This is a genomic window from Streptococcus sp. 27098_8_51 (genome assembly GCF_041432205.1).
Lineage (GTDB): Bacteria > Bacillota > Bacilli > Lactobacillales > Streptococcaceae > Streptococcus.
This window is the reverse complement of the sequence record NZ_JAPVZE010000013.1, coordinates 31,359-56,932: the sequence shown is the minus strand read 5'-3', so window position 1 is coordinate 56,932 and position 25,574 is coordinate 31,359. Positions and strand designations below refer to the sequence as shown.

Annotated in this window: 27 protein-coding genes, 1 pseudogene, 1 riboswitch and 1 other annotated feature; of the genes and pseudogenes, 10 read left to right on the top strand and 18 right to left on the bottom strand. The window is 41.8% G+C overall.

Features of this window, described 5'->3' with window-relative positions:
- Nucleotides 1–477: 477 nt before the first annotated feature.
- Nucleotides 478–1,959: a M protein trans-acting positive regulator PRD domain-containing protein gene (locus O3622_RS08260; RefSeq protein ID WP_371607321.1), complete on the bottom strand. Its 1,482-nt coding sequence runs from the start codon at nt 1,957–1,959 to the stop codon at nt 478–480.
- A gap of 296 nt (nt 1,960–2,255) precedes the next feature.
- Between O3622_RS08260 and O3622_RS08255 the strand changes: the two genes are divergently transcribed.
- The 5 genes from O3622_RS08255 (at nt 2,256) to O3622_RS08235 (ending at nt 4,177) form a co-directional block, all read left to right on the top strand.
- A complete protein-coding gene (locus O3622_RS08255) occupies nt 2,256–2,492 on the top strand; it encodes a GlsB/YeaQ/YmgE family stress response membrane protein (RefSeq protein WP_033630119.1) in 237 nt (78 codons plus the stop codon).
- A 99-nt stretch (nt 2,493–2,591) separates the two neighbouring features.
- Nucleotides 2,592–3,155, top strand: a complete 564-nt coding sequence (gene amaP, locus O3622_RS08250; RefSeq protein ID WP_061420278.1) for an alkaline shock response membrane anchor protein AmaP — start codon at nt 2,592–2,594, stop codon at nt 3,153–3,155.
- A 10-nt stretch (nt 3,156–3,165) separates the two neighbouring features.
- Nucleotides 3,166–3,336 carry a DUF2273 domain-containing protein gene (locus O3622_RS08245; protein WP_000454669.1) on the top strand — a complete coding sequence of 57 codons (171 nt, stop codon included), beginning with the start codon at nt 3,166–3,168 and terminating at the stop codon, nt 3,334–3,336.
- An 11-nt stretch (nt 3,337–3,347) separates the two neighbouring features.
- Nucleotides 3,348–3,932, top strand: coding sequence for an Asp23/Gls24 family envelope stress response protein (locus O3622_RS08240; RefSeq protein ID WP_000072932.1), 585 nt, complete (start codon nt 3,348–3,350; stop codon nt 3,930–3,932).
- A 41-nt stretch (nt 3,933–3,973) separates the two neighbouring features.
- Nucleotides 3,974–4,177, top strand: coding sequence for a CsbD family protein (locus tag O3622_RS08235; RefSeq protein WP_000102421.1), 204 nt, complete (start codon nt 3,974–3,976; stop codon nt 4,175–4,177).
- 223 nt (nt 4,178–4,400) lie between these two features.
- On the opposite strand, the gene O3622_RS08230 is transcribed toward O3622_RS08235, so the two are convergent.
- The 3 genes and pseudogenes from O3622_RS08230 to O3622_RS08220 all read right to left on the bottom strand — a co-directional run bounded on the left by O3622_RS08230 (nt 4,401) and on the right by O3622_RS08220 (nt 6,064).
- Nucleotides 4,401–4,922 carry a hypothetical protein gene (locus O3622_RS08230; protein ID WP_002874801.1) on the bottom strand — a complete coding sequence of 174 codons (522 nt, stop codon included), beginning with the start codon at nt 4,920–4,922 and terminating at the stop codon, nt 4,401–4,403.
- 69 nt (nt 4,923–4,991) lie between these two features.
- Nucleotides 4,992–5,505, bottom strand: a pseudogene (locus tag O3622_RS08225) (thiol-disulfide isomerase).
- Nucleotides 5,506–5,608: 103 nt separating this feature from the next.
- Entirely contained in the window at nt 5,609–6,064 is a 456-nt protein-coding gene (locus O3622_RS08220) for a GNAT family N-acetyltransferase (protein WP_371607320.1), read from the bottom strand.
- A 69-nt stretch (nt 6,065–6,133) separates the two neighbouring features.
- On the opposite strand from O3622_RS08220, the gene O3622_RS08215 reads away from it, so the two are divergent.
- A complete protein-coding gene (locus O3622_RS08215; RefSeq protein WP_371607319.1) occupies nt 6,134–6,793 on the top strand; it encodes an A24 family peptidase in 660 nt (219 codons plus the stop codon).
- Here the strand turns inward: O3622_RS08215 and trpA are convergent.
- From trpA to O3622_RS08145, 14 genes are all read right to left on the bottom strand, one after another.
- The gene (gene trpA, locus O3622_RS08210) at nt 6,765–7,541 is read right to left on the bottom strand and encodes a tryptophan synthase subunit alpha (RefSeq protein WP_371607318.1); all 777 of its coding nucleotides are present in this window, start codon (nt 7,539–7,541) and stop codon (nt 6,765–6,767) included. The two genes, O3622_RS08215 and trpA, sit on opposite strands and share 29 nt — an antisense overlap.
- Complete coding sequence (gene trpB / locus O3622_RS08205) at nt 7,534–8,757, bottom strand: tryptophan synthase subunit beta (protein ID WP_371607317.1); 1,224 nt, start codon at nt 8,755–8,757, stop codon at nt 7,534–7,536. Before trpB (O3622_RS08205) ends, trpA begins: the two co-directional genes overlap by 8 nt.
- A complete protein-coding gene (locus O3622_RS08200; protein ID WP_125397900.1) occupies nt 8,735–9,334 on the bottom strand; it encodes a phosphoribosylanthranilate isomerase in 600 nt (199 codons plus the stop codon). The genes trpB (O3622_RS08205) and O3622_RS08200 overlap by 23 nt, the downstream gene beginning before the upstream one ends.
- Nucleotides 9,321–10,088 carry an indole-3-glycerol phosphate synthase TrpC gene (gene trpC / locus O3622_RS08195; RefSeq protein WP_125328208.1) on the bottom strand — a complete coding sequence of 256 codons (768 nt, stop codon included), beginning with the start codon at nt 10,086–10,088 and terminating at the stop codon, nt 9,321–9,323. Before trpC ends, O3622_RS08200 begins: the two co-directional genes overlap by 14 nt.
- Entirely contained in the window at nt 10,085–11,089 is a 1,005-nt protein-coding gene (gene trpD / locus O3622_RS08190) for an anthranilate phosphoribosyltransferase (RefSeq protein ID WP_125399270.1), read from the bottom strand. Before trpD ends, trpC begins: the two co-directional genes overlap by 4 nt.
- Before the next feature lie 10 nt (nt 11,090–11,099).
- On the bottom strand, nt 11,100–11,666 hold the full coding sequence (locus O3622_RS08185; RefSeq protein WP_000601924.1) for an aminodeoxychorismate/anthranilate synthase component II: 567 nt from the start codon (nt 11,664–11,666) through the stop codon (nt 11,100–11,102).
- The gene (trpE, locus tag O3622_RS08180; protein WP_371607316.1) at nt 11,663–13,024 is read right to left on the bottom strand and encodes an anthranilate synthase component I; all 1,362 of its coding nucleotides are present in this window, start codon (nt 13,022–13,024) and stop codon (nt 11,663–11,665) included. Before trpE ends, O3622_RS08185 begins: the two co-directional genes overlap by 4 nt.
- Nucleotides 13,025–13,401: 377 nt before the next feature.
- Nucleotides 13,402–13,633 (bottom strand) — a binding site (T-box leader).
- Nucleotides 13,624–14,802 (bottom strand): tryptophan synthase subunit beta, encoded by a 1,179-nt coding sequence (gene trpB / locus O3622_RS08175; protein WP_371607315.1) that lies wholly within the window; start codon nt 14,800–14,802, stop codon nt 13,624–13,626. It overlaps the preceding feature by 10 nt.
- Nucleotides 14,803–15,236: 434 nt before the next feature.
- The gene (locus O3622_RS08170; protein WP_371607314.1) at nt 15,237–16,460 is read right to left on the bottom strand and encodes a DegT/DnrJ/EryC1/StrS family aminotransferase; all 1,224 of its coding nucleotides are present in this window, start codon (nt 16,458–16,460) and stop codon (nt 15,237–15,239) included.
- Between the two features lie 42 nt (nt 16,461–16,502).
- On the bottom strand, nt 16,503–17,195 hold the full coding sequence (locus O3622_RS08165) for a sugar transferase (protein ID WP_371607313.1): 693 nt from the start codon (nt 17,193–17,195) through the stop codon (nt 16,503–16,505).
- 183 nt (nt 17,196–17,378) lie between these two features.
- Nucleotides 17,379–19,121, bottom strand: coding sequence for an ABC transporter ATP-binding protein (locus tag O3622_RS08160; RefSeq protein ID WP_371607312.1), 1,743 nt, complete (start codon nt 19,119–19,121; stop codon nt 17,379–17,381).
- On the bottom strand, nt 19,111–20,856 hold the full coding sequence (locus O3622_RS08155; RefSeq protein ID WP_000022585.1) for an ABC transporter ATP-binding protein: 1,746 nt from the start codon (nt 20,854–20,856) through the stop codon (nt 19,111–19,113). The genes O3622_RS08160 and O3622_RS08155 overlap by 11 nt, the downstream gene beginning before the upstream one ends.
- Nucleotides 20,857–20,910: 54 nt before the next feature.
- A complete protein-coding gene (locus O3622_RS08150) occupies nt 20,911–21,546 on the bottom strand; it encodes a DUF421 domain-containing protein (protein WP_371607311.1) in 636 nt (211 codons plus the stop codon).
- On the bottom strand, nt 21,543–21,998 hold the full coding sequence (locus O3622_RS08145) for a DUF3290 family protein (RefSeq protein ID WP_000675331.1): 456 nt from the start codon (nt 21,996–21,998) through the stop codon (nt 21,543–21,545). The genes O3622_RS08150 and O3622_RS08145 overlap by 4 nt, the downstream gene beginning before the upstream one ends.
- 133 nt (nt 21,999–22,131) lie before the next feature.
- On the opposite strand from O3622_RS08145, the gene O3622_RS08140 reads away from it, so the two are divergent.
- From O3622_RS08140 to O3622_RS08125, 4 genes are all read left to right on the top strand, one after another.
- Nucleotides 22,132–22,959, top strand: coding sequence for an exodeoxyribonuclease III (locus tag O3622_RS08140; RefSeq protein ID WP_371607310.1), 828 nt, complete (start codon nt 22,132–22,134; stop codon nt 22,957–22,959).
- 11 nt (nt 22,960–22,970) lie between these two features.
- Nucleotides 22,971–23,357 (top strand): VOC family protein, encoded by a 387-nt coding sequence (locus tag O3622_RS08135; protein WP_000386237.1) that lies wholly within the window; start codon nt 22,971–22,973, stop codon nt 23,355–23,357.
- Nucleotides 23,358–23,487: 130 nt separating this feature from the next.
- A riboswitch (purine riboswitch) is annotated at nt 23,488–23,583 on the top strand.
- 120 nt (nt 23,584–23,703) lie between these two features.
- Entirely contained in the window at nt 23,704–24,285 is a 582-nt protein-coding gene (locus tag O3622_RS08130) for a xanthine phosphoribosyltransferase (RefSeq protein ID WP_129326231.1), read from the top strand.
- Entirely contained in the window at nt 24,285–25,547 is a 1,263-nt protein-coding gene (locus O3622_RS08125) for a nucleobase:cation symporter-2 family protein (RefSeq protein ID WP_371607309.1), read from the top strand. The genes O3622_RS08130 and O3622_RS08125 overlap by 1 nt, the downstream gene beginning before the upstream one ends.
- Nucleotides 25,548–25,574 lie beyond the last annotated feature (27 nt).

The following is a 25,574-nucleotide window of genomic DNA, read 5'->3' as shown; positions in this document are numbered from 1 at the left end:
GGGAGTTGTTTTAATGAGTTTATAACATTAAAAAGCTTTGGGAACCAAGGCTTTTTTTCATTAATTTGTTTTTCCATTTTATCCTCCGATTTGAACTCGCACTGACATTTATTTATAACAAAACTATATATCTAGAATAGCATAATCATTAGGTATTATAGGTTTTCAAACCAAATACGAGTCATTCGTTTTTGCCCCACTTTTGCCCCATTTTTAAATCCTGACATTGAAAACACCTAAAAGTATTTCCCTAAAATCAGCTATATTTCAACATTTTTGTTTATTTTCAATATGAAAAGTTCTTACAAATCCATGTAGGGGGCATCTAAACAACAGGAAAAAGCCTTGATTTATAAGGCTTTTTTGTTATTCTGAACAAAAAAATGACAAGATTGTTAGGATATTCTGAGTCTAATATTGATGAAATTATTTTCTTATCACAAAAAAACGCTATCTAGCGTTTTTTGTTATTCTTAGTTACTCGTCTAATCGAACAAACATCATTGCGTTAAGCAAAGAAATGAGAGCGACTGTATTGACATTATTGGAATAGATCAGTCTCTTATTTTCAATAGGTGGAATAATAAAATTTGAAATAATGATGTCGTAAGGTGATTCTTTTAGAGCATCAAGGGACAACTCTAATTCATCCCAAACTTCAAGTTCAAAATTATTGCTACAGTAATAAGAAAGTGTTTCCGCTACTGATTTTGCATGATACTGATCAAAATTGCTCATAACCAGAACCTTCAGCTTTGGCTGATTTTGTAGTAGATTAAGCACCAAATGTTTAGTATGAGTGATGAAGGTATAAGATAGATGATTTACCATCATTGAACTAGAACAAACTTCAAGAGTCTCTAAATAATGAGAAAGCTCTTTTTTTACATCTGAAACAAATTTAGGAAAAATATTTTGAAAATTCCTGATTGTATTCCCTTTTTGATCAAATAGGATAAACTCTGTCGATAATTCCTGGCGATGCAGATGTGCTGTATTATGCAGATGCCAAATCAGATTGTCCTTATTGTCTACTTGAAGATTATACTCTCTTGATACCTGATCTACTAGATCTCCCAATAACTGATACGATTTTTTTACATAGCTGTCTGATTTTGCATAGTTCAAGAATACTTCTTCATCTATGAAAAACATTTTTTGAAAATAGGATACAAATAGTTGACCTATCACTTCTTTATTCAGAGAGATATGATATTCAGAGTCAAAGCTCGCTACAATCTCGTCAATTCCTTCTGCCTGCATGAAAGATTCCAACAATTGGTTGTTAAAAGAATTTTTCTCAACTTCCAAGAAATGACCAAACTTAATGCGGTATAAATTCGTAACGAGGAGCAACTTTAACATTCGTTGAGTGGCGAAATTGACTGGAAATGCAGTTTCTTTATAGACCAGTGCCAACAGCTTACACAAGGGTTCTACCGAAAAATCTTCAAAAGGCCATTCAAGGAAATAATATTTCTCTGAAAAATACTGAGCAAAAAAGTAACGGATATCAATCTCATTTCCAGTGATTCGAACTGGATTGAGGCTTATTTCAAAACGATATTGTTTCTTAATAATTTTATTAATGTGACGGATGATACGGTAAAGAGAGGAAGAACTAATATAAAACTCTTTGCAAATACTATCAGTATCACATCCTTCATTAAAGAAGATAAATTCTAAAATTGAAAAGTGAGTTGAATGCTTAAAAAAATGATGATAGACCATCTCAATATCACTATCATCGGTATTAATGATACGGATACCGTTTGTTGAGGAATAAAATATCAAGTCAGGAAAAGAAGACCTGACATGGGACAAGTCATCTTTTACAGAACGTTCTGTACAGTGCAATAACTCTGCTAGTTCTGAAATATGAAACCAGCGTTTGTTTTCAAATAGTAATTCCAATAATTCTAATTGTCTATGACTTTTTTTCGATAATAAATCTCTCATGTATAACTTTTCTTTCTTTATAATAAACTAAATGATTGTCTTTCAATCTTCATGCAATTATACCACACAGAGTGTATTTATCCTCATACAACGACTTTAGCTTGCTATGAAAAGACTCGCTTCATCACCTAGAAACTCATTAGAATCAAGCTTTTCTTATTTATCTGTATCTAGAGTACATGTTTACAGTACGGTTTTTAAGACGAACTATTATGCTTCCAAGTTGAGATAGTATATAATTAGTTCAATCAAAGATGTTGATTCTTTGATTTAGAAATAGAAAAGGAGGATACACTATGTTGTGGTCCATTATTGTAGGAGGTCTTATTGGTCTCGCCGCAGGTGCAATCACTAAAAAAGGTGGTTCAATGGGATTGATTGCAAATATCTTTGCAGGTCTTATCGGTTCGTCTGTAGGGCAATCACTTCTAGGAAGCTGGGGACCTTCATTGGCTGGAATGGCTATTATTCCGTCAATCGTAGGTGCAGTGATTGTTGTTGCAGTCGTTTCATTTCTATTTGGTAAAAAATAAGCATTACCTAATAAGAAATTAAAAGTGATAAGCCATAATTTTGAATACTGTAGACGGGTAAAATTATGGTTTAATGCTTTTCATTTGAAAGGATTTAATATGTCAAAATCAAAGAAAATATTGTTACTTATTTTCTGTATTTTAATCTTGGCTATTTTCCTTCCTATTCTCATAGATTATCATCAGGTCAGTGATTTAGATATCCACTTATTCAGTTGGAGAGATTTCTACGCTGAATTTCTGATTGCTAGATATGTCTTTTGGGGGACACTTGTCCTATCTGTTTTAGTGTTAATTTCAATGCTAGTAATACTCTTCTATCCTAAACAGTATTTAGAGATTCAATTAGAGACTCAAGAAGATACATTAAAACTAAAAAATTCAGCTATCGAAGGCTTTGTTCGATGTTTGGTCATTGATCATCAGTTGATCAAAGAACCAACAGTCCATGTAAATAGCCGCAAAAATAAATGTTTCGTTTATGTTGAGGGCAAAATTCTTCCTTCGGACAACATCTCAAAACGATGTCTTGTCATTCAGAATGAAATAACTCATGGATTAAAGCAGTTCTTTGGTATTGAACGTGAGGTAAAACTTGAAGTTAAAGTGAAAGAAGTTGAACCTCAAAAAACGACCAAGAAGACTGTTAGTCGTGTAAAGTAAGGAAGTAAAAATGGAATGGTTTAAAAAATACCAGTATCCAATTATTGCAGGTTTAGTAGGTGTCATTCTCGCTTGCTTTATCTTATCCTTTGGCTTTTTCAAAACACTATTTGTACTAATTTGTGGAGCCTTAGGAGCATTTGCTGGATACTATGTTAAGGAAAAATATTTAAATAAATAAAGGAGTCTCGTATGTCAAACGTAGATAAAAATGTAGAAAAAAAAGATGTCGCTGTTGTTTCTCAAGATGTTAAAGGGGAACTCACTTATGAGGATAAAGTAATCCAAAAAATCATTGGTCTTTCACTTGAAAAAGTACCTGGACTTTTGGATGTGGATGGAGGATTCTTCTCTAATCTAACAGAAAAAATTATCAATACAGATAATGTCACTCATGGTGTCAATGTTGAAGTTGGGAAAGAGCAAGTTGCAGTTGACTTGAACATTGTTGTTGAGTACCAAAAGAATGTCCCTGCTTTGTACAAAGAAATCAAAGATGTTGTCGTATCACAAGTTACAAAAATGACTGATCTAGAAGTAGTTGAAGTCAATGTGAATGTTGTTGATATCAAAACGAAGGAACAGCATGAAGCAGATTCAGTAAGCCTCCAAGACCGAGTAACTGACGTGGCTTCTTCAACAGGAGAATTTGCTTCAGAACAATTTGAAAAAGTGAAATCTGGTATCGGTTCAGGTGTAGCTGCTGTTCAAGAAAAAGTAGGCGAAGGTGTTGAAGCCGTTAAAGGCGAAACAAAAGAAAATGCTCGCGTACACTAATTCATCTGATCAAAATCAATCAATTTAAAGGAGGCAGAATCATGTCAACAGAAGAAAAATTAAATCAAGCAAAAGGTTCCATTAAAGAAGGTGTCGGCAAAATGATCGGCGATGAAAAAATGGAAAAAGAAGGAACAGCTGAAAAAGTTGTTTCTAAAGTAAAAGAAGTTGCTGAAGATGCAAAAGACGCTGTCGAAGGCGCTATTGAAGGTGTTAAAAACATGCTTCACAAAGATGAAAAATAAGGCTAAACGTTAATTGACCTTTTCATTATTATAGTAGTCAAAAAGAGGACAGTAAATGTCCTCTTTTTTTTGTAGATCGGATTCTAAACACGTTTCCCAATTTTCGCTAAAAGGTATTGTCAACAGGAAAAAGCCTTGGTAACTAAGGCTTTTTTGCTTACTTAAAATAATATCTCCCTTTTAAAGAAAGAAAATTTAAAAGCTTGCACACTACTAGACGTGGTTATTTATCCACCACTTGAGCCTCAAATTGGGCTGGTTGGTTGTCTACATTGGTAATGGTTATCGTGTAGGGCTTGTTATTGGTGGCATCAAATACTTTTTCACCTTGGTAACTCACAACAACTCCATCTTTTTCTAAATAAATATCTGCTTGGTTGTTTGGAAGTTCTTCATCCTCCTTGTCGAAACCATGGCTTTTTATAATTTTTTGTCCCTCTACTTCATAGTAAATATCACCATTACTCTCACTCCAAACACTAGAGCCAGTTAATTTAATTTTACTTGAATCATTTTTCTTCAAGATGAAGATTGAATAGTATTCCAAATCTTGTGTTCTGGGATTTACTCTTAAGTTGACGGATTGACCTGGTTGAAGAGTGTATTTGCCATAGTTCAAAACCGAAAGGACAAACCAAACTAGCAGCAAACTATACAAGACTCCTATAATTATTCGTGAGCGCCTACTTTTAAACAAAGGTAAAAGTAACACGAAAGAGACAATAAAGAGCAATTCTGTAAACATTCTTTTCCCCTTTTCTCATCATCGTTGACATCCTGAACAGAGTCTCGCATCCATTTCTCACTAGTAACATCAACCATACAAAGTCTGATACATCTTATCTAGAAAATCTTTCAACTCTTTTCGAACAATCTTTAACAGGCGTTCTTCTTCGGTTTGAGAAATCGTCACACTTTCTTTATTTTGATTACTGATATGAGAATAGTAACTACGTTTTAGGGTTAATTGATGATCTAAAATATAGTAGGCATTTATTTTTTCCTCATTTACCATTGTTTCAAATAAAACTGAGACTTCATCCCTGCCAGGATTCGACATTTTCAAATCAATGTCTCCTTTTATCCCTATCTCCATCCAAGCGAATGGCACCGTCGGGAGGAACAATATAGCCTGCTTTTCGCATGTCAGACGCATATTTCCCTGAATCCATTAAATGTTGTAAGACTGCTATATTGTCCTCTTCTTCAAAGGAAGTCTTTAATTGGAACCGTTCTTGGTGACTCTGATACTGAAAATAAAGAGTGATACCAACAACTAAGGCAAGTACAGAAGCAAGCAAGATTCGTATTTTTCTAGGTCTCGACATGTTTATTTCCTCTATCTAATAAATCATAGAAGTCTTGTTTCTAACTTTGAAAGATAACTTCTTTATTCTTGAAAATCCTTGGGACTCTAGCACCATGTGACTGCTATCTGCCCTTTTTCATGATGTATTTTCGTATAGGTGTTTCCACCATTTGAACGATTTCAAATCCTTCTTTTTGGTAAAGATTGTAAGCTGTTTGATTTGCCTCGTAGACATTAAGAGAAATAGTATCTATGTCTTCATTTTCAAATGCCAAACTAACAAATTTCCTTAAAGTCTGGCTACCTAAGCCCTGCCCCTGTTTCTGGGGATTGATAAAAAATCTCCCGATATGAAGATTCCTGTCTTCTAGCCTGATTTTCTGGATAAGCCCCACAAACTCTTGTCCATCAAAGATTGAAAAGATTCCTTCCAAATCTTGCAAGACTTGAATTGTTAAGGGAAAAGGAATCATTGTTCCCATCCATTGTTCTTGAAAGGATTTGCCAAGGGAGTTGGACCATTGGCATACGAGCTGAGCGTTTTCTGTGCTCACATTTTCTTCAAAACGAATTGTCATCTTGACCTCACCATCTTATCTATGTTTCTCCATTATACTACTTCTCCTATTTTTTACGAATAGATAAGTATGATTGATCTTTATTTTTTTCTTGTCGGGAGCATTCTCGCTTCTTTCTTGGGTTTGGTCATTGACCGTTTCCCTGAGCAATCCATTATCCGACCAGCTAGTCACTGCGATTCCTGTCAGACTCGCTTGCGTCCGCTAGATTTGATTCCTATCCTTTCGCAGGTGGTTAATCGTTTTCGCTGTCGCTACTGCAAGGTTCGCTATCCTGTCTGGTATGCCCTCTTTGAACTAGGCTTAGGACTCCTCTTTCTAGCTTGGTCTTGGGGCTGGCTTTCCTTGGGGCAAGTCGTCCTGATAATTACTGGCTTGACCCTGGGCATCTACGACTTTCGCCATCAGGAATATCCCTTACTAGTCTGGATGACTTTTCATCTAATCCTCATGGCTTTCTGTGGTTGGAATCTGGTTATGTTCTTCTTCCTTGCCCTTGGAATCATGGCTCATTTTATCGATGTCCGTATGGGAGCGGGAGATTTTCTCTTTCTGGCTTCTTGTGCTCTCGTCTTTAGCGCGACCGAATTACTCATCTTAATCCAGTTCGCTTCTGCGACGGGCATTCTAGCTTTTCTCCTACAAAAGAAAAAGGAAAGACTTCCTTTTGTGCCTTTCCTCTTACTTGCTGTTTGTTTGATTATTTTTGGTAAGCTACTGCTTGTTTGATAAAGTCCTGAATCGGCTCTCCTTGGTGGAGAGCTTTTACAATTTTCGAACCGACGATAACGCCATCTGACACCGCATTGAAACGTTCGACATCGGCTTGACTAGATACACCAAAACCTGTCAAGACTGGGATGTCGGCTACTTGATGCAATTGTGCCAAGTGCTTGTCCAAGTCTGCTCGGTAGTTTCCTGATTTCCCTGTCACCCCATTGATAGCAACGGCATAGACAAAGCCTTCTGCTCCCTTGATCAACTCTTTTTGGCGATCAATCCCTGTGGTCAAGCTTACTAAAGGAATCAAAGCAATGTCTGTATCTGCCAAAAATGGTTCTACAAAGTTGGCATGTTCATGAGGAAGATCTGGAATAATCAAGCCCTTAACCGCTGTATCTGCCAAATCTTTGACAAAATTCTCCACACCGTACTGAAAGAGGGGGTTGAAGTAGGTCATAATGACCAGTGGAACATCTGTTTCAATGGTTTTCAAGGTTTCAACCAAAGCCTGGGTAGAAGTCCCGTGGGCTAAACTACGCAAGCCAGCTTCTTCGATAACAGGTCCATCTGCAACTGGGTCTGAAAAGGGAATGCCCACTTCAATGGCTGAAACACCCAAATTTTCTAAAAAGTGTATTGTTTCACCGAGACCATCCAAACCTTTTTCGTGGTCACCAGCCATGATATAAGGAACGAAAATTCCTTTTCCAGTTGCTTTTATAGAGTTTAATTTTTCTGTTAGTGTCTTAGGCATGAGCTTCTCCCTTCTTTGCTGCATCTGCTTCCAAGCGGTCTTTGACTTGAACCACATCCTTGTCCCCACGACCTGATAGACAGACAATCATGGACTTGTCTGGGCCAAGTTCTTTGGCCAATTTCACTGCAAAGGCGATAGCATGGCTAGATTCCAAGGCTGGGATAATCCCTTCCACACGAGACAAGAGTTGGAATCCTTCCAAGGCTTCTTCGTCTGTCACAGGGACATAGCTGGCACGTTTGATATCGTGGTAGTGAGAATGTTCTGGACCGATACCAGGATAGTCCAAACCTGCTGAAATAGAAAAGGCTTCTAAGATTTGTCCATGTGCATCTTGGAGCACATCCATAAGCGAACCGTGGAGAACACCCGGACGACCCTTGGTCAAGGTCGCTGCGTGATGCTCTGTATCCACACCAAGCCCTGCTGCTTCAGCCCCATACATTGCTACTGACTTATCTTCTACAAATGGATGAAAGAGACCGATAGCATTAGAACCACCACCAACACAGGCTACTAGGGCATCTGGCAAATCTTGACCTGTCAAGTCACGGTACTGTTGTTTAGCCTCTCGACCGATGACACTTTGGAAGTCACGAACAATTTCTGGGAAAGGATGAGGGCCCAAGGCAGAACCAAGGATATAGTGGGTATCGTCGATATTAGCCACCCATGAACGAAGGGCTGCATTAACTGCATCCTTGAGCACGCGCGAACCATCTGTCACAGCCTCAACCTTGGCTCCCAAAAGCTCCATACGGAAGACATTGAGGGCTTGGCGTTTGACATCTTCCTCACCCATATAGATGGTACATTCCATGTTAAAGAGGGCTGCAGCTGTTGCAGTTGCCACACCGTGCTGACCAGCACCAGTTTCAGCAATAATTTTATTTTTGCCCATGCGTTTAGCCAGAAGAACCTGTCCCAAGGCATTGTTAATCTTGTGGGCCCCTGTATGGTTGAGGTCTTCACGCTTGAGGTAAATCTTGGCTCCGCCAATATGCTGGGTCAAGTTTTTTGCGTAGTAAAGAGGTGTTTCACGTCCTACATACTGGCGTAAGAGCTGGTTTAATTCCTCTTGGAAACTTGGGTCTACCTGACTTTCACGATAAGCTTTTTCCAACTCCAAAACTGCTGTCATTAATGTTTCTGGGACAAAACGTCCACCGAATTTTCCGTAAAATCCATCTTTATTTGGTTCTTGATATGCCATGCTTTACCCTCTCTATAAATCTTCTAATCTTTTCATGATCTTTTTGTCCATCTGTCTCCACTCCACTTGATACATCCACTGCATAGGGAGTGAAGTGTTGAATTGCTTTTACTACATTGTCTTCATTAAGCCCACCTGCAATAAAGAAGTGTTGAGCTAGTCCTGTCGTATCCAGTTGACCCCAGTCAAAGGTCTGGCCACTTCCAGCCACAGGGGCATCAAAGAGTAGATAGTCTGCCCGAGAATTAGGCACATGACCATTTCCATCCACCTGCACAGCCTGAATGCTGGCACAAGGTAAATCCTCAAACAAATCATCTGCTACCTGACCATGAACTTGAACCAAGTCCAAACCAACTTCTTCAATCGCTTCTAGCAATTCTGCCCGACTTGGTGAAACAAATACACCAACCTTTTTAACGTTCACAGGAATGAGCTTTGCCAGCTCTGTAGCCTCTTCCAAGGTCACCTGTCTTTTACTAGGTGCGAAGACAAAACCGATATAGTCTGCCCCTGCTGATACGGCTGTCTCTACCGCTTCTTTGGTCGATAATCCACAAATCTTAACCTTTGTCAATTTGCAACTCCTTGATTCTCTGGGCTACATCTTCTGCCTGCATGAGAGCTGTCCCCACCAAGATTCCGTTAAAGTATGGTGCAACACGTATCGCATCCTGCCCTGTGAAAATAGCAGATTCAGAAATGTAATAGCGACCTTCCTTAAAGTGCTGGGCCAAGTCTACACTGGTTTGTAAGTCGACCTCAAAGGTCGTCAAGTTGCGGTTATTAACCCCAATAATCTCAGCACCAAGTCTGTGGGCCACCTCTAGTTCAGCTAGATTGTGAGTCTCCACCAAGACTTCCAAACCAAGCTCTGTCGCGTAGTCATACAGTTCCTTGAGGCGTTCTTCTGACAAGGCTGCCACGATGAGCAGGATAACTGTCGCGCCGGCATTGCGAGCACGGATGATTTGCTTTTCATCGATGATAAAATCCTTGTTGAGCGTTGGAATGTTTACCTGACTGGAAATCTCCCGCAGATAATCCAAATGCCCTTTAAAGAAAACCTCATCTGTCAAAACCGAAATCATCACTGCGCCGTTCGCTTCATAAGTCTGGGCCTGTTGCACAATATCCACATCGAGATTGATATCTCCCAGACTAGGGCTAGCCTTTTTGACCTCAGCGATTACCTGTAAACGGTCCTGATGTTGTTTTAAATAGTCAGCCAAGCGATAGGTCTGGCGCAAGGGCTGGATTTCCTCCAGCTTCATTTGCTCAACTTCACGCGCCTTCTGCTCCAAAATTCGTGCTAAAAATTCCTGACTCATTTTTGATACTCCTGTAACAGTCTGAGTTTTTCTAGGGCCTTACCACTAGCAATCACTTGACGGGCCAAGGCAACTCCTTCCTTGATACTAGCTACCTTACCATTAGCATAGAAACCAAGACCAGCATTCAAGACTGTCGTTTCCAAGAATGGACTTGGTTCGTTTTGAAGAACGCTAAGCAAAATCTCTGCATTTTCCTGAGCATTCCCTCCACGGATATCTTCAATAGCGTAGCGTTCCATCCCCAAATCTTCTGGAGTGAAACTTGACAAGGTGATTTCGCCATTTTCAAGAAGAGCAATCTTGGTTGTTCCGTTCAAGCCAGCTTCATCAAGACCTTCTGGTCCAGCAACCACGACGGCACGTTTGCGACCCATATTTTTCAAAACCTGAGCTGTACTTTCTAGAAGTTCTGGACGACTAATACCAAGAAGCTGTGTTTCCAAAGCCATTGGGTGAATCAGTGGACCAGTCAAGTTCATGATCGTTGGAATTCCTAGTTCCAAACGTGCTGGCATGATGTATTTCATAGCTGGATGCATATTTTTAGCAAAGAGAAAGACGATGCCAGTTTTATCAAAGACCTTACCTAGTTCAGCTGGTTTGAGGTCAAGATTGATGCCCAATGCTTGAAGGACATCTGCCGAACCCGATTTAGAAGAAATCGAACGGTTACCGTGCTTAGCCATATGAATGCCGCCACCAGCCAAGACAAAGGCTGCAGTTGTGGAAATGTTAAAGCTGAAGGACTTGTCCCCACCTGTACCACAGTTGTCCATAGCATCATGAATTTCAGTTGGAATATGTTGGGCATGTCCTCTCATGACTTGTGCAATGGCTGTACGCTCTTCCGGTGTTTCCCCCTTCATCTTAAGGGCCAAGAGGAGAGAAGCAATTTGCGCTTCGGTTACACGTCCAGTTACGATACGCTCAATGACATCCGTCATTTCCACACCTGATAAATGTTCAAATTTTGCTAGTTTTTCAATAATCTCTTTCATCCTAGTTTCCTCACTTTACAACCTTCTCGATAAAATTCCGAATAGAAGACAAGCCATCTGGCGTTCCGATACTTTCTGGATGGTACTGGAAACCATAAATCGGCAGGCTTTTGTGTTGAATTCCCATAATAGCTTGATCATCAGTCGAACGAGCTGTCACTTCAAAGCCTTCTGGCATTTCTTCAATCAAAATACTGTGATAACGCATGACTGGACGACCATCCTCAATGCCTTGATAGAGAACAGATGGCGCTTCAAAGCTGATATGGCTCTGTTTCCCATGCATGACCTTGGGAGCCAAACCTAGCTTTCCACCAAAGACTTCTGCGATGGCTTGGTGACCCAAACAAATCCCTAGAATCGGTTTCTTACCTGCAAAATCACGAATCATGTCTTCCATCTTTCCGGCATCCACTGGCCAACCAGGACCGGGAGAAAAGACCAGACCATCTGCTTTTTCAGCTTCTTCATACAGCTTGGAATCATCATTTCTCAAGACCTGCACTTCTGCAAAATTCCCGATGTATTGGGCCAAGTTATAGGTAAAGGAATCATAGTTATCAATCAATAAAATCATGGTCTTAGTTCTCCAATTCTAGTCATAGATTTAGCCTTGTTAATGGTTTCTTGGTATTCGTTTTGAGCGATAGAGTCATAGACAATCCCTGCCCCAGCCTGCACATAGGCTGTTTGATCTTTGAGAATCATAGTTCGGATGGCAATGGCTAAATCCATATCACCCGTCGCAGACAAGTAGCCGATTGCTCCTGCGTATACGCCTCGTTTTTCCGTTTCCAGTTCATAGATCCGTCTCATGGCCCGAATCTTTGGTGCTCCTGACACTGTTCCAGCTGGAAGTGTAGCTTTCAAGGCATCCATGGCAGTGAGGCCTGGAAGCAAACGTCCCTTGACCACGCTGGTCAAATGCATGACATAGCGGAAGAGCTCCACTTCCATATACTTGGTGACTTGAACACTGGCCGTTTCAGAGATGCGACCAATATCATTGCGTCCCAAATCTACTAACATCCGATGTTCTGCTGTTTCCTTCTCATCAGAAAGCAGGTCTGTCGCCAAGGCCTTATCCTCTTCATCCGTAGCTCCTCTTGGTCGCGTTCCCGCAATCGGATTAGTTGTCACAATGCCATTTTTGACAGAAACCAAACTTTCAGGACTAGCACCGATGATTTGATAATCCCCAAAATCATAGAAATAGAGGTAATTAGATGGATTGGTCACGCGGAGATTTCTGTAGAAGTCAAATGGATTTCCAGTAACTTCTGCTGAGAAACGCTGGCTGAGCACGCATTGGAACATATCACCATTACGAATCAAGTCACGAGAAGTTTCCACCATTTCCTCAAACTTCTGAGGAGCGATATGCGGTTTGAAGTTCAACGGAGATAGATCCAAATCTTCAAATTCATTTGGAGCAGGAATGCGTAATTCCTCAAGCACTTGGTTCAAGGCTTTTTCCAAATCTTCTTGACTGCGATCGCTATAAAGAGCATCCTCTATGACATGAATTTTTTCTTTCTTGTGGTCAAAGACCATATAACTCTCATAGACAAAGAAATGCATGTCTGGCGTTCCAATGGTATCCTCAGGGATTTGGCCAATTTCTTCATAAAGAGAAATCATATCGTAACCGACAAAGCCAATAGCTCCCCCACCAAAAGGGAGATCTGAATGGTGTTGGCTCTTATGAGTCACTTCATAAAGGAAATCCAAAGGATCCCGATCAATCACTTGACCATTTTGATAAAGGACTCCATTTTCAAACTGAATCTCAAAAACAGGATTATAGGCTAGGATAGAAAAACGAGCGGTTTCCTTGTCTCTCGGAATACTCTCTAAGATCACCTTGTGTTGCCCCTTTAGGCGCATATAAGCCAAGATTGGTGATAAGACATCTCCATGAATGATTCGTTCCATTGCAATTTCCCTTTCAATTTCTTATTTTTAATTTTTGGTCTTTTTTCTATTTCCCTTAAATAGTGCGGACGGGAGGTAAAATTATCCAGTGGATGATTTTAGAAATCCATGAAATGAAAGACCTAATTTTCGAGCTCCTCGCTCATTCATTTCTAGGCTCAGGCTAAAATAGTTCCCCAAACTATTTTACTCTCAAAAATTCCGTTCTAGAGAAGCATCTTTGCTTCTCTAGAATACCACTATAGCGGGAAATAGCGGGTCAATGCTCACTTCGTTAGCAAATATTTTATAGAAATCTATCTAATGATGAAGCATAATTTAAAACTGATGACCATATCTACGATAAATATATAAAAATCCCCACGCAAAATAACTTGCGTGAGGACGAAATTCGCGGTGCCACCTCAATTATAGGATTTCCCCTATCTCTCATTCCTGTCTCAGAACCTTCCTGTAACAGGCTGTGCGATAAAGGGCACTCCCTTGAGAATTATGTTTTCTTCTCTCGTTTCAAATGGACCCAACCTTACAGCTTTCTCTGCTTGTTTCCAGCAACCACAAGCTCTCTGTGAGAGAAAAGACTGTAATTTTTCCATCTTTTATTTTTTAGCTTCTAGGTAGTCTGCAATCGCAGCTACGTCCTTGTCTCCACGACCAGAGACATTGATGATGATGATCTCATCTTTACTTAGTTTCGGTGCACGTTTAACCGCTTCTGCGATTGCGTGCGAACTTTCAATCGCTGGGATAATCCCTTCAGTCTTGCTTAGAAGGAGCAAGGCTTGAACAGCTTCTTCATCTGTCGCTGCTACGTATTCTACGCGGCCTGAATCTTTAAAGTAGGCGTGTTCTGGGCCAACCCCTGGATAGTCCAAACCAGCTGAGATAGAGTAAACTGGCGCTAGCTCTCCATCTTCCTTAAAGACTGCATAAGTCTTCATACCGTCGACAATTCCGACACTACCTTTTGTCATAGTGGCTGCGTGCTTGTCTGTGTCAAGTCCGTGACCGGCAGCTTCGACCCCAACCAATTTGACTTCTTCATCAGCCACATACTGTGAAAAAGCACCGATAGCATTAGAACCACCACCTACACAGGCAATGACGTAATCTGGCAAGCGTCCTTCTTTTTCCAAGATTTGACGACGTGATTCTTCACTAATCACTTTTTGGAACTCATGAACAATAGTTGGATAAGGGTGAGGCCCCACAGCAGATCCCAAAACGTAGAAGGCTTCAAGGTCATTCATCCATGCTCCAAAGGCTGCATCAACCGCATCCTTAAGAGTTCGTGTCCCCGTTTCAACTGCGTGAACAGTCGCTCCCATCATCTCCATGCGGAAGACATTGAGTCGTTGACGCTCCACATCTTCTGCACCCATGTAGACATCACAAGCCATACCAAACTTGGCTGCAGCAGCTGCTGTCGCAACACCGTGCTGACCAGCTCCTGTTTCTGCGATCACTCGTTTTTTGCCCATACGTTTGGCAAGAAGGATTTGACCTAGAACATTGTTGAGCTTGTGAGAACCAAGGTGGTTAAGATCTTCGCGCTTGAGATAAATCTTAGCTCCACCTAGGTGCTCTGTCAAACTTTCCGCAAAATAAAGCGGTGTTTCGCGACCAGAATAATCCTTCAAGTAATGGCGAAATTCTGCCAAAAACTCTGGATCATCCTTGTATTTGTCAAATGTCATTTCCAACTCATCCAACAAAGCCTGAATCGGCTCCGGTACAAAACTACCACCAAATTGTCCAAAATAACCTTTAGTTGTCATAAATTTTTCCTCTTTCCATATTAATTCGGCTTTTTGTTTGCTTTTAGTAGTAGGCAAGGAGCTGCAGATAGAACTCAAGTTCATCAAAGCGACTTAACGCCCTAATAAAAGATAAACAAAATGACCGAAAGAAAAAAGCCCACACACAGAATCTACTTCCATGTGAGGGCGTTGGTAACGCGGTGCCACCTCAATTATAAAGGGACTATTCCCCTTTACATCTCTGCCTTGTCTAACAACAAGTTGCACTGTAAGGTGTGCGCACCGAATTTTCATTGTTTCAAATTCATTTTTATAATCAGCCCACTTTCACTACTTCCAACCACCTGTTCACAATCACCACAGGCTCCCTGAAGATCAAAAATAGTTACTTTTCTGATTTGTTGAGAATATTATATGCTATTGTCCGCTTTTTGTCAAGATTTTTTTTATGATTATTTTCCAGAACCGAGGATTTCTTCGGAAATTCTCACCAAAGTCTTAACGATATAGTCGACTTCATCATCGCTTAATTTAGTGTGAAGAGGGAGGGTAATTTCATTTTCAAAGAAGGCATAGGCTCTTGGATAATCTGCCATATCAAAACCAAGATTCTTATAGGCTGTCAAGAGCGGAAGCGGTTTATAGTGTACATTACTTGCAATTCCTGCTTTGGCCAATTCTTGGATGATGAGATTGCGTTCTTCTAGGCTAGCACCTTCTACATGGGTGATGTAGAGGTGGCGTGAAGATTCGACACTATCAGTCTTGTGTGCCAATGGACGAATGCGAGAACCTGCAAAACCACGATCATAACGGTCCACGATGTCCTTACGACGTTCTAGCAAACCTGGGTAACGATCCAATTGTACCAAACCAATCGAAGCCATGATATCCGTCATGTTGCACTTGTAGGCTGGTGTTACGATATCGTATTCCCATGAACCCAATTGCATCTTGGCAAGAGCATCTTTAGTTTGCCCGTGAAGGGAAAGGATTTGGAACTCCTTGTACATCTCTTCGTCATCAATCGCTGGATTGGCTTTCCATGTCGCACTTCCTCCCTCAGCAGTTGTAAAGTTCTTAACAGCGTGGAATGAGAAGGAAGTAAAGTCAGCGATCGAACCAGCCGGTTGCCCTTTGTAAGTAGATCCCAAAGCATGAGCACTATCAGAGACAATCACGATACGGTTAAAGGCCTTTTGCCACTTGCTAGCAGCTGTAAAGAGGTCACGTTTTTTCTCCACGACTTGGAACAAACGGTCATAGTCGCAAACAATCCCTGCAAGCTCAACCGGAATAATCACCTTAGTTTTCTCAGTAATAGCTTGCTCAAGCAAGTCATAGTCCATTTCAAAAGTATCTGCTTGAATATCCACCATGACAGGGGTCGCTCCCACGTGTGTGATGACACTACATGAAGCTGTATAAGTCATAGCTGGAACGATGACTTCATCACCAGGTCCCACTTCCAAAACACGCAAAATCAACTCAAGAGCTGCAGTCGCAGAGTTGAGGCAGACAGTCTTAGGTGTCTGTGTGTATTGAGACAAGCGACGCTCCAGTTCTTTTGTCTTAGGACCTGTTGTGATCCAACCAGAGCGCAGGGTATCCGCTACTTCAGCAATTTCAGCTTCGGTAATATCGGGTGGTGAAAATGGAATATTGTAATTTGGCATTGATTTGCTCCTTTTATCTGTACTCATTTTCTCATGACTACTTTATTTTAGCACTTCAAACACGGTTTGAAACATAATTTTGATGTCTCCAAGGAAACTAAACTCTCGGAGATAGGCGAGGTTATAGCGCATCTTTTCAGGAAGGACATGTTCGACATAGGCCTGGTCAACCGACAAGCCTTTCTCCGTCATTTGACTGATGATGGTGTCCTCATCCTTGTAGTTGATGCTGGCTGGAGAGGTAATTCCTGCTGGTAAAAGCAAGGTCGCCATCATTTCAGGACTATACTGCTCGGTGTAGCGTGGCACTTCAGGTCGTGTCCCAACAAAGGACATTTCGCCTTTAAGGACATTGACCAGCTGAGGCAGTTCGTCCAAACGCACACGTCGAATGAAATTTCCCACTTTGGTAATGCGACTATCGTTAGCAGAAGTCACCAGGCTTCCTTTTTTATCCGCATCCGTTACCATAGTACGGAACTTCCAAATCTTGAACGGACGGTTGTACTGGGTCACGCGCTCTTGCTTATAAATGACAGGTCCCTTGCTATCCAACTTGATCCAAATGCTCAAGACAAGAAAGACGGGAGAGGTCAAAAGTAGCAAAAACAGGGCCAGAACCCAGTCCAGGCAACGCTTGAAAACCAGCGAACCTTTCCTTTTAGAGACAAGCTGGTAGTAAGACTTAACCTCGCTTGATTTCATTTCCACGGGCAAGTCTTCCCATTTCAGCATGCTGTTTCTCCTTTGTTTTTATTATACTATTTGTCAACATTTTTCATTATACCACAAAATGGAAAAGGCGGTGAAAGAAATCTGTAATTTGAAGGATTTCCTTCTTACACTCAATGAAAATCAAAGTACAGCTTTTAGGTTGCAGATAAAGCTGACATGGCTTGAATAGATTTTCAAAGAATATTAAGACATGGCTCCTGCCTGCAAGCTATACATCTTGTGATAGGTCCCTCCCAAGGCCAAGAGTTCCTCATGGGTTCCACTCTCGATGATGCGCCCCTTGTCCAAAACGTAGATACAGTTGGCGTCTTGGATGGTCGAAAGGCGATGAGCAATAGCAATGGTCGTCCGACCCTGTCTCATCTTAGCTAGGGAATCTTGAACCAAACTTTCTGTTTCCGAATCAATATTGGCTGTCGCTTCATCCAAAATCAGGATTTTAGGTTGACTAGCAACTGTTCTGGCAAAGGCAAGAAGCTGGCGTTGGCCAGTAGAAAAGCTCGAACCACGCTCAGATACAGGTGCATTATAACCCTGCGGAAGCTCCTGAATAAAGGAATCTGCATCGACAAAGGCAGCCGCAGCCTGGACCTGATCATCACTAATGTCTTGGTACATGGCGATATTGGACTTGATAGTCCCATGATAGAGGAAGGGATCCTGCAAGACCAGACCGATGTTCTTTCTCAGCTCTTCCTGACTGTAGTCCCTAATATCCACACCATCCAAGAGAACTCGGCCTGACTGAAATTCATAAAAACGCATGAGGACATTGATAATAGATGATTTCCCCGAACCTGTATGACCTACAAAGGCAATGGTTTCCCCCTTGTTAACTGAAAAAGAAATGTCATCCAGAATCGGGTGTTTGCCATCATATGAGAAACACACATGTTCAAAACGAATATTGCCTTCTGTAATCTTTGCTTGGCTATCCTTTTGAAGGGGTTCATAGGTCCTCTCATCAATCAAGGCAAAAACACGGCCTGCAGAAACCATAGAAGTTTGAAGGGTTGAAAAGTTTTGCGTCACCTCAATCAAGGGGTCAAAGAGACGATTGATGTACTGGATAAAGGCATACATAGTTCCTGCTGTTATTCCCAGATAAAGCCCACGGTAGCCAAAATAGGCCATCAAAACTGCGTAGCCTAGGAGTTTCAACAAACTCATGGCAGGTCTCAAAAAGAGGGCATCCAAGGCTACAGAACGGTTGGCATAGACCAAATGTTCTTGGTTGATTTCATCAAATTCTGCCTGCAGGCGCTTCTCTTGATTAAAGGCCTGGATAATCCTGATTCCCTCGATATTCTCTGCCAGCTTACTATTGATATCTGACAAGAGACTTCTGGTTTTTTCGATGATTTTCACTGACTTTTTCCGATAGAGATTGACCAACAGGAAAATCAAGGGTAGAAAGAGCAGGACTAAAGCTGTCAAACGAAAATCCAGCACCAACATGGTATAAAGGGTTGTTAGAAAAATGAAAACTGCTGAGATAAAGCTGGATAAAATCCCCGAAAACATATCACTGATGGTTTCGGTATCATTTGTCAAACGAGAAACGATGGAGCCTGCTGGCGTCTTGTCAAAGTAAGACATACCCAGTTTCTCCATATTGGCAAAGGCATCGCGACGAATATCTCTAACAATACTGTAGGACACCCGCGCAAAGAGAAGATTCCCGACATACTGGACCAGAGTTTGTAGGATATAAAGACCATAGTAGACCAGCAAAACGGTCACGGCCAGTTGATTAATATTGCTGAGGTACTGATCGATAAAGTGGGAAGCCACAAGGGGAATGACACTTTTAATGACCGTCGTCGCTAGGAGAAAACTGAGTGCCAAAAAGGTCAGGAGGCCGTAGGGCTTGAGATAGGACATCAAGCGCTTCAATACAGCCCATTGTTCTTTCTTATTCTGCATCTTCTTCTCCTTTCATTTCCAACTGCTGAGACTGGTAGGTTTGGGCATACCAGCCATCTAGGACTAGCAGGTCTTCGTGCGTGCCCCGTTCTATGATTTGGCCATTTTGCAGAACCAAAATCAGATCTGCATGGACAACTGCACTGAGGCGATGGGCTGTGATAATGGTTGTCTTATCCCTCCGCGTCTCCTTGAGATTGTCGATGATGGCATACTCCGTCTTGGCATCCACGGCGGACAAGGAATCATCTAGAATCAAGATATCAGGGTCTAAAATCATAGCCCGACTCATAGCCAGACGTTGCTTTTGACCACCTGAAAGACTGACTCCTTTTTCACCGATAACTGTATCAAAGCCCTGAGGCATGTCTACAATATCTTGGTAAACTTGAGCTAGCTTAGTCGCTTCCTCAACTGCTGAAAGGGGCAAGTTCGGATTACCGAAGCGGATATTGTCTAAGATAGAGGTCGCAAAGAGAAACTGATCCTGAGGGACATAGCCCATGAGACTGCGAAGGTCTGTCAGACGATAGTCCCGAATATCATGACCGTTTAGATAAATAGCTCCCTTATCCACATCGTATTCTCGCAAGAGAAGGTTAATCAAGGACGTTTTCCCAGAGCCTGTCTGCCCGACTAAGCCTAGGGTTTGCCCTTTTTCCAGACTAAAGTGAACATCCGTCAGTGTCTCCTCATTTTCAAAGGCAAAGCTGTCAATGGCGTACTCCAAACGTCCATTTTCGATACTGTCCAGAGGACATTCAGGATCTTTTATAGGTGATTCCTGAGATAAAAGATCCTCAATCCGCTGATAAGAAACCTTTCCTCGCTGAGTAATATTAAAGAGGAAACCAATAGCCATAAGAGGCCAGACCAACATATCCAAATAACTGATAAAGGTGACCAGATTCCCAACCGTGATTTGCCCTTTCTGAACCATCAAAGAACCGACCAAGAGGGTTAAGACATAGGATGAACCAACAAACAAGAGAACCATAGGGTCAAAGAGACTATCGTATTTCATGGTTTGCAGGTTCTTCTGGAAGGTCAATTCATTGACTGCCTGAAAGGACTTCAACTCGTCCGCCTGGTAACCGAAAGACTTGGTCACTTTAATACCTGATACGGACTCCTGCACCTTGTTATTGAGTTCAGAAAAGGCGGCTTGCGATTCGCCAAAAGCCTTGTGGGTCTTTCTCCCTAGACGACTGGTCGCATAAGCCATGAAAGGTAAGGGTAGAATGGCAACTAGCGTCATTTGCCACGAAATGCTAAAGAGCATGGTCAGCAAGGTCACCAAAGCCGTGATAGAGGCATCCACGGCAGACATAACACCGCCCCCTGCCAGACGCGTTAGGGCATTGATATCGTTGGTTGCGTGTGCCATCAGGTCCCCAGTCCGATAGGTTTGATAAAAGGCTGGAGACATTTTTGTGAAATGCTCAAACAAGCGAGAGCGCATAATCTGTCCCAAACGGTAGGAAGTCCCAAGGATATACATACGCCAAACATAGCGCAGATAGTACATCCCAAAGGCCGCAAGAAGCAAGTAAAATAGGTCAAGAAGGAGGGCCTGCTGGGTTAATTGCCCTGATGTGATAGCATCAATGACTCGTCCCATAACCATAGGTGGAATGAGATTGAGAACGGAAACCAAAACCAGGGCCACAATCCCGACTAGATAACGGCGTTTTTCTAACTTGAAAAACCACCAAAGTTTTTGAATAATGGACATAACATCCCTTTCTGATTGCAAATAGAAACCTGAGGCCAAGACCCCAGGTTTTTCTTATTCATAGGTTACGACTGTGACCGCACCCTTGTCATACTCAGCGATAAAGATATTGGCTACATTGTCATGCCCTTGCTTGCTGAGGTTATCAAGCAACCACTCTTCGTTACGACCAATCGACTCCAAAACATCGACTTGTATCACACCGTCAGTCACAACTGGATACTTAGGATTTTCATCCCCCATTTGGACCACGATGAGTTGGCCATTTTGCTCCTGCACAGCGCATTTGACCTGTTTCATCTGGAAAATCCCTTGGCTACGAAGTTTGAGAGCAACTTCTGCTGCAGACAAACCAACTGAACGACAGGCTTCTGGGTCAATCTGCCCATTTTTGATAAGGAGAGTTGGTTTTCCATCAATCAAGCGTTTGACAAAACGAACATAGTTATTGAGCCACTTGAGGGTCAAGACCAAAATCGTCCACATCATCAAAATCACTGCGTACTGCAGAATGCTAATAGAACTATTGTAAATCACCCCACCGATAATACCACCGAGAACATAGTTCTGAATTTGGTCTGTCGCAGAGTTAGGCGCCAGATTTCCCTTTCCTGTCACATTGATAACAAAAACAAGCGAGAAAAGACCCAAGGCCAGTTTGATTAAAATTTCCATATAATTGAGTGTCATTTATTTACCTCCACCAATTCAATAGCGTCTGTTTGATGCAATTCTAATTTCTCTAAAAGATACTTGTCTGGTTGGCTCCCGTTCATGGCGCGGTAGAAATTTGGACCTACCTTGACAAGCGCTCCATCAGTGGCTGCAGAAGTATTGACATAAACTTCTGATTTATCCACTCCCAAGTCTTTGGAAACAACCTCTATGAAATGAAGTGAAGTTTGAAATTGGTTGTTAGAGGCTTGATTGGTCTGGTATTTTGAGATTGTCACCAAAAGCATGGCCACCAAGGTCAAGGCCAAAATCATGACCAATTCCCGAAACTTAGTCCCCTTTTTATCTCGATAGGCTTTAAAAGCAAAAAATCCTGTGATAGCTAGGAGCACAATCCCAAAGCCAATCATGATGCCATTTTGCTGACTGATTTGGCTAAGTACATAGTCATATGAGTAAAATTTCATTTATTTTCACTCCCTTTCATAAAATCATTCTTAATTATAAACGAAAGAGAGTGATTTTTCAAGCCATACGTTGGGGAAATGGACCTTTTTTTGGTATAATAAAATCTATAATCTGAATGAAAAAGGTAACTTTATGAAACTCATCTCATGGAATATTGATTCCCTCAATGCTGCCCTAACTAGTGACTCAACTCGTGCCAAATTGTCCCAAGAAGTACTACAAACCTTGGTCGCTGAAAATGCTGATATCATCGCTATCCAAGAAACCAAGCTTTCTGCCAAGGGTCCTACTAAAAAACACTTGGAAATTTTAGCTGAACTCTTTCCAAACTACGAAAACACGTGGCGTTCTTCTCAAGAACCTGCCCGCAAAGGCTATGCTGGAACCATGTTCCTTTATAAGAAAGAACTCACACCCACTGTCACTTTTCCAGAAATCGGTGCCCCTTCTACCATGGACTTAGAAGGTCGCATCATCACTCTAGAATTTGATGAATTTTTCGTGACCCAAGTTTACACTCCAAACGCTGGCGACGGCCTCAAACGTTTGGAAGAACGCCAAGTCTGGGATGTCAAATATGCGGAGTACTTGGCTGAACTAGACAAAGAAAAACCAGTCCTTGCGACCGGTGACTACAATGTAGCCCACAATGAAATCGACCTTGCAAATCCTGCCAGCAACCGCCGTTCACCTGGATTTACCGACGAGGAACGTGCTGGATTTACCAACCTTTTGGCAACTGGATTTACCGACACCTTCCGTCATGTTCATGGCGATGTTCCAGAACGCTACACTTGGTGGGCACAACGTAGCAAGACTTCTAAAATCAACAATACAGGCTGGAGAATCGACTACTGGCTGACCAGCAACCGCGTGGCTGACAAGGTAACCAAGTCTGATATGATTGACTCCGGTGCGCGTCAAGACCATACGCCGATTGTATTGGAAATTGAACTCTAAGGAGAAAGCTAATGGACTATCAAGCTGTCATTCCTGAATTTGTAGTATCTGACCTCGAAAAGTCACGCCACTTCTACTGCGACTTGCTGGGATTTTCTGTCGAATACGAGCGTCCAGAGGAGAAATTTCTCTTCCTCTCGCTTGAAGACTGCCAACTTATGCTAGAAGAAGGCAGCACAGAAGAATTAGCCCAACTAACCTATCCTTTCGGGCGCGGTGTCAATATTTCCTTTGGTATTGAAGATGTCCCTCAGCTCCACCAAAAACTGCTGGAGGCCAACTATCCTATTTATCGTCCGCTGACAAAAAGAGAATTTCGAGTGGGAGATAGCTTTATTTACCCTCATGAATTTGCGATTTTGGATCCAGATGGTTATTTTCTAAGATTTAGCGAATAGAATAATCGAAGTCTACAATACTATCTAGCCTTGTAGGCTTTTTCGTTCGCTTTTATGATCTATTTACTAACAAAATATTTGATTTCTAAAGCTATTTAGTGTAAAATAATAACATTAACGCTATTGCGTTTGATAATAGTATCATTTTACTTGTTTATGTCGTGAATTGGCACGACGTTTCTACAAGGTGCCGGAACACCTAACAATGAGTATGTCAGCTGAAGGTATGGTTTTGACCATGCCTATTTTGGGGACTTACTTAGGGGATTAAGTAGGTTCTTTTTCTATTTCTTGCTAGAAACTCTAAACAAGTAAATGAAGCATCTTTTAGACTTTAGGAGGTCTTATGAAATTATTAGAAGAGCGCATCCTTCAGGATGGGCATATCTTGGGTGACAATATCCTCAAGGTAGATTCCTTTTTAACCCACCAAGTTGACTATCGTTTGATGCGGGAGATTGGTAAGGTATTTGCGGAAAAATTCGCGTCTGCTGGCATTACCAAGGTCGTGACCATTGAAGCTTCAGGGATTGCCCCAGCTGTTTTTACAGCTGAAGCCTTAGACGTTCCCATGATTTTCGCAAAGAAAGCTAAAAACATCACCATGAACGAAGGCATCTTAACTGCTGAGGTTTACTCCTTTACCAAGCAGGTGACGAGCACAGTTTCCATCGCTGGGAAATTCCTCTCACCTGATGACAAGGTCTTGATTATCGATGATTTCCTAGCCAATGGACAAGCTGCCAAAGGCTTGATCCAAATCATCGAACAGGCCGGAGCAAAAGTCGAAGCCATCGGTATTGTTATCGAAAAATCATTCCAGGATGGTCGTGATTTGCTCGAGAAAGCTGGCTATCCAGTTCTATCACTCGCTCGTTTGGAACGTTTTGAAAACGGTCAGGTCGTATTTAAGGAGGCAGATCTCTAATGCAACAACAAGAAAAACACTCGCAAGCAGCGGTTCTAGGGCTTCAGCACCTTCTCGCAATGTACTCAGGCTCTATCCTAGTTCCTATCATGATTGCGACAGCTCTTGGCTATTCAGCTGAGCAGTTGACCTACTTAATTTCCACAGATATCTTCATGTGTGGGGTAGCTACCTTCCTTCAACTTCAACTCAACAAACACTTTGGTGTTGGACTACCAGTCGTTCTTGGAGTTGCTTTCCAGTCAGTCGCTCCTTTGATTATGATTGGTCAGAGCCACGGTAGTGGGGCCATGTTTGGTGCCCTTATCGTATCAGGAATCTATGTGGTTCTGATTTCAGGTATTTTCTCAAAAGTGGCCAATCTCTTCCCATCTATCGTAACAGGATCTGTTATTACGACCATCGGACTAACTTTGATTCCTGTCGCTATCGGAAATATGGGAAATAATGTTCCAGAGCCAACTGGTCAGAGTCTCTTGCTTGCAGCTATCACTGTTCTAATCATCCTCTTGATTAACATCTTTACCAAAGGATTTATCAAGTCTATCTCCATTTTGATTGGGCTGGTTGTCGGAACTACCATTGCTGCTACCATGGGCTTAGTAGACTTCTCTCCAGTCTCTGCAGCTCCACTCGTTCACATCCCAACTCCATTCTACTTTGGTACTCCAACTTTTGAAATCTCTTCTATCGTCATGATGTGTATCATCGCAACGGTTTCCATGGTGGAGTCGACTGGTGTTTACCTAGCTTTGTCAGATATTACCAATGACCCAATCGACAGCACGCGCCTTCGCAACGGTTACCGCGCAGAAGGTTTGGCTGTACTTCTCGGAGGAATCTTTAACACCTTCCCTTATACAGGATTTTCACAAAACGTTGGCTTGGTCAAATTGTCTGGTATCAAGACCCGTCTGCCAATCTATTATGCAGCTGGTTTCCTAGTCCTCCTTGGACTCCTACCTAAGTTTGGCGCCCTTGCCCAAATCATTCCAAGTCCTGTTCTTGGTGGCGCTATGCTGGTGATGTTTGGTTTTGTTTCCCTTCAAGGGATGCAAATCCTAGCCCGCGTTGACTTTGCTAACAATGAACACAACTTCCTTATCGCAGCTGTATCAATCGCTGCTGGTGTAGGTCTAAATAACAGTAACCTCTTCGTCAGCATGCCGACAGCCTTCCAAATGTTCTTCTCAAACGGAATCGTCGTAGCCAGCCTACTTGCCATTGTACTCAATGCAGTATTAAACCGGAAAAAGAAATAAGAAAAAGAGGTGTGAGCCTCTTTTTTT

Bases quoted from the DNA above. Each gene is read 5' to 3' on its own strand.
- O3622_RS08240 (WP_000072932.1), top strand. From the start codon at position 3,348: ATGTCAAACGTAGATAAAAATGTAGAAAAAAAAGATGTCGCTGTTGTT.
- O3622_RS08165 (WP_371607313.1), bottom strand. From the start codon at position 17,195: ATGCTGAAATGGGAAGACTTGCCCGTGGAAATGAAATCAAGCGAGGTT.
- trpD (WP_125399270.1), bottom strand. From the start codon at position 11,089: ATGAAAGAGATTATTGAAAAACTAGCAAAATTTGAACATTTATCAGGT.
- O3622_RS08160 (WP_371607312.1), bottom strand. From the start codon at position 19,121: ATGCAGAATAAGAAAGAACAATGGGCTGTATTGAAGCGCTTGATGTCC.
- O3622_RS08245 (WP_000454669.1), top strand. From the start codon at position 3,166: ATGGAATGGTTTAAAAAATACCAGTATCCAATTATTGCAGGTTTAGTA.
- O3622_RS08215 (WP_371607319.1), top strand. From the start codon at position 6,134: ATGATTGATCTTTATTTTTTTCTTGTCGGGAGCATTCTCGCTTCTTTC.
- O3622_RS08255 (WP_033630119.1), top strand. From the start codon at position 2,256: ATGTTGTGGTCCATTATTGTAGGAGGTCTTATTGGTCTCGCCGCAGGT.
- amaP (WP_061420278.1), top strand. From the start codon at position 2,592: ATGTCAAAATCAAAGAAAATATTGTTACTTATTTTCTGTATTTTAATC.
- O3622_RS08170 (WP_371607314.1), bottom strand. From the start codon at position 16,460: ATGCCAAATTACAATATTCCATTTTCACCACCCGATATTACCGAAGCT.
- O3622_RS08150 (WP_371607311.1), bottom strand. From the start codon at position 21,546: ATGACACTCAATTATATGGAAATTTTAATCAAACTGGCCTTGGGTCTT.
- trpC (WP_125328208.1), bottom strand. From the start codon at position 10,088: ATGAGTCAGGAATTTTTAGCACGAATTTTGGAGCAGAAGGCGCGTGAA.
- O3622_RS08135 (WP_000386237.1), top strand. From the start codon at position 22,971: ATGGACTATCAAGCTGTCATTCCTGAATTTGTAGTATCTGACCTCGAA.
- trpB (WP_371607317.1), bottom strand. From the start codon at position 8,757: ATGGCATATCAAGAACCAAATAAAGATGGATTTTACGGAAAATTCGGT.
- O3622_RS08145 (WP_000675331.1), bottom strand. From the start codon at position 21,998: ATGAAATTTTACTCATATGACTATGTACTTAGCCAAATCAGTCAGCAA.
- O3622_RS08155 (WP_000022585.1), bottom strand. From the start codon at position 20,856: ATGTCCATTATTCAAAAACTTTGGTGGTTTTTCAAGTTAGAAAAACGC.
- O3622_RS08130 (WP_129326231.1), top strand. From the start codon at position 23,704: ATGAAATTATTAGAAGAGCGCATCCTTCAGGATGGGCATATCTTGGGT.
- O3622_RS08260 (WP_371607321.1), bottom strand. From the start codon at position 1,959: ATGAGAGATTTATTATCGAAAAAAAGTCATAGACAATTAGAATTATTG.
- O3622_RS08235 (WP_000102421.1), top strand. From the start codon at position 3,974: ATGTCAACAGAAGAAAAATTAAATCAAGCAAAAGGTTCCATTAAAGAA.
- O3622_RS08220 (WP_371607320.1), bottom strand. From the start codon at position 6,064: ATGACAATTCGTTTTGAAGAAAATGTGAGCACAGAAAACGCTCAGCTC.
- O3622_RS08140 (WP_371607310.1), top strand. From the start codon at position 22,132: ATGAAACTCATCTCATGGAATATTGATTCCCTCAATGCTGCCCTAACT.
- trpA (WP_371607318.1), bottom strand. From the start codon at position 7,541: ATGCCTAAGACACTAACAGAAAAATTAAACTCTATAAAAGCAACTGGA.
- trpE (WP_371607316.1), bottom strand. From the start codon at position 13,024: ATGGAACGAATCATTCATGGAGATGTCTTATCACCAATCTTGGCTTAT.
- O3622_RS08230 (WP_002874801.1), bottom strand. From the start codon at position 4,922: ATGTTTACAGAATTGCTCTTTATTGTCTCTTTCGTGTTACTTTTACCT.
- trpB (WP_371607315.1), bottom strand. From the start codon at position 14,802: ATGACAACTAAAGGTTATTTTGGACAATTTGGTGGTAGTTTTGTACCG.
- O3622_RS08185 (WP_000601924.1), bottom strand. From the start codon at position 11,666: ATGATTTTATTGATTGATAACTATGATTCCTTTACCTATAACTTGGCC.
- O3622_RS08125 (WP_371607309.1), top strand. From the start codon at position 24,285: ATGCAACAACAAGAAAAACACTCGCAAGCAGCGGTTCTAGGGCTTCAG.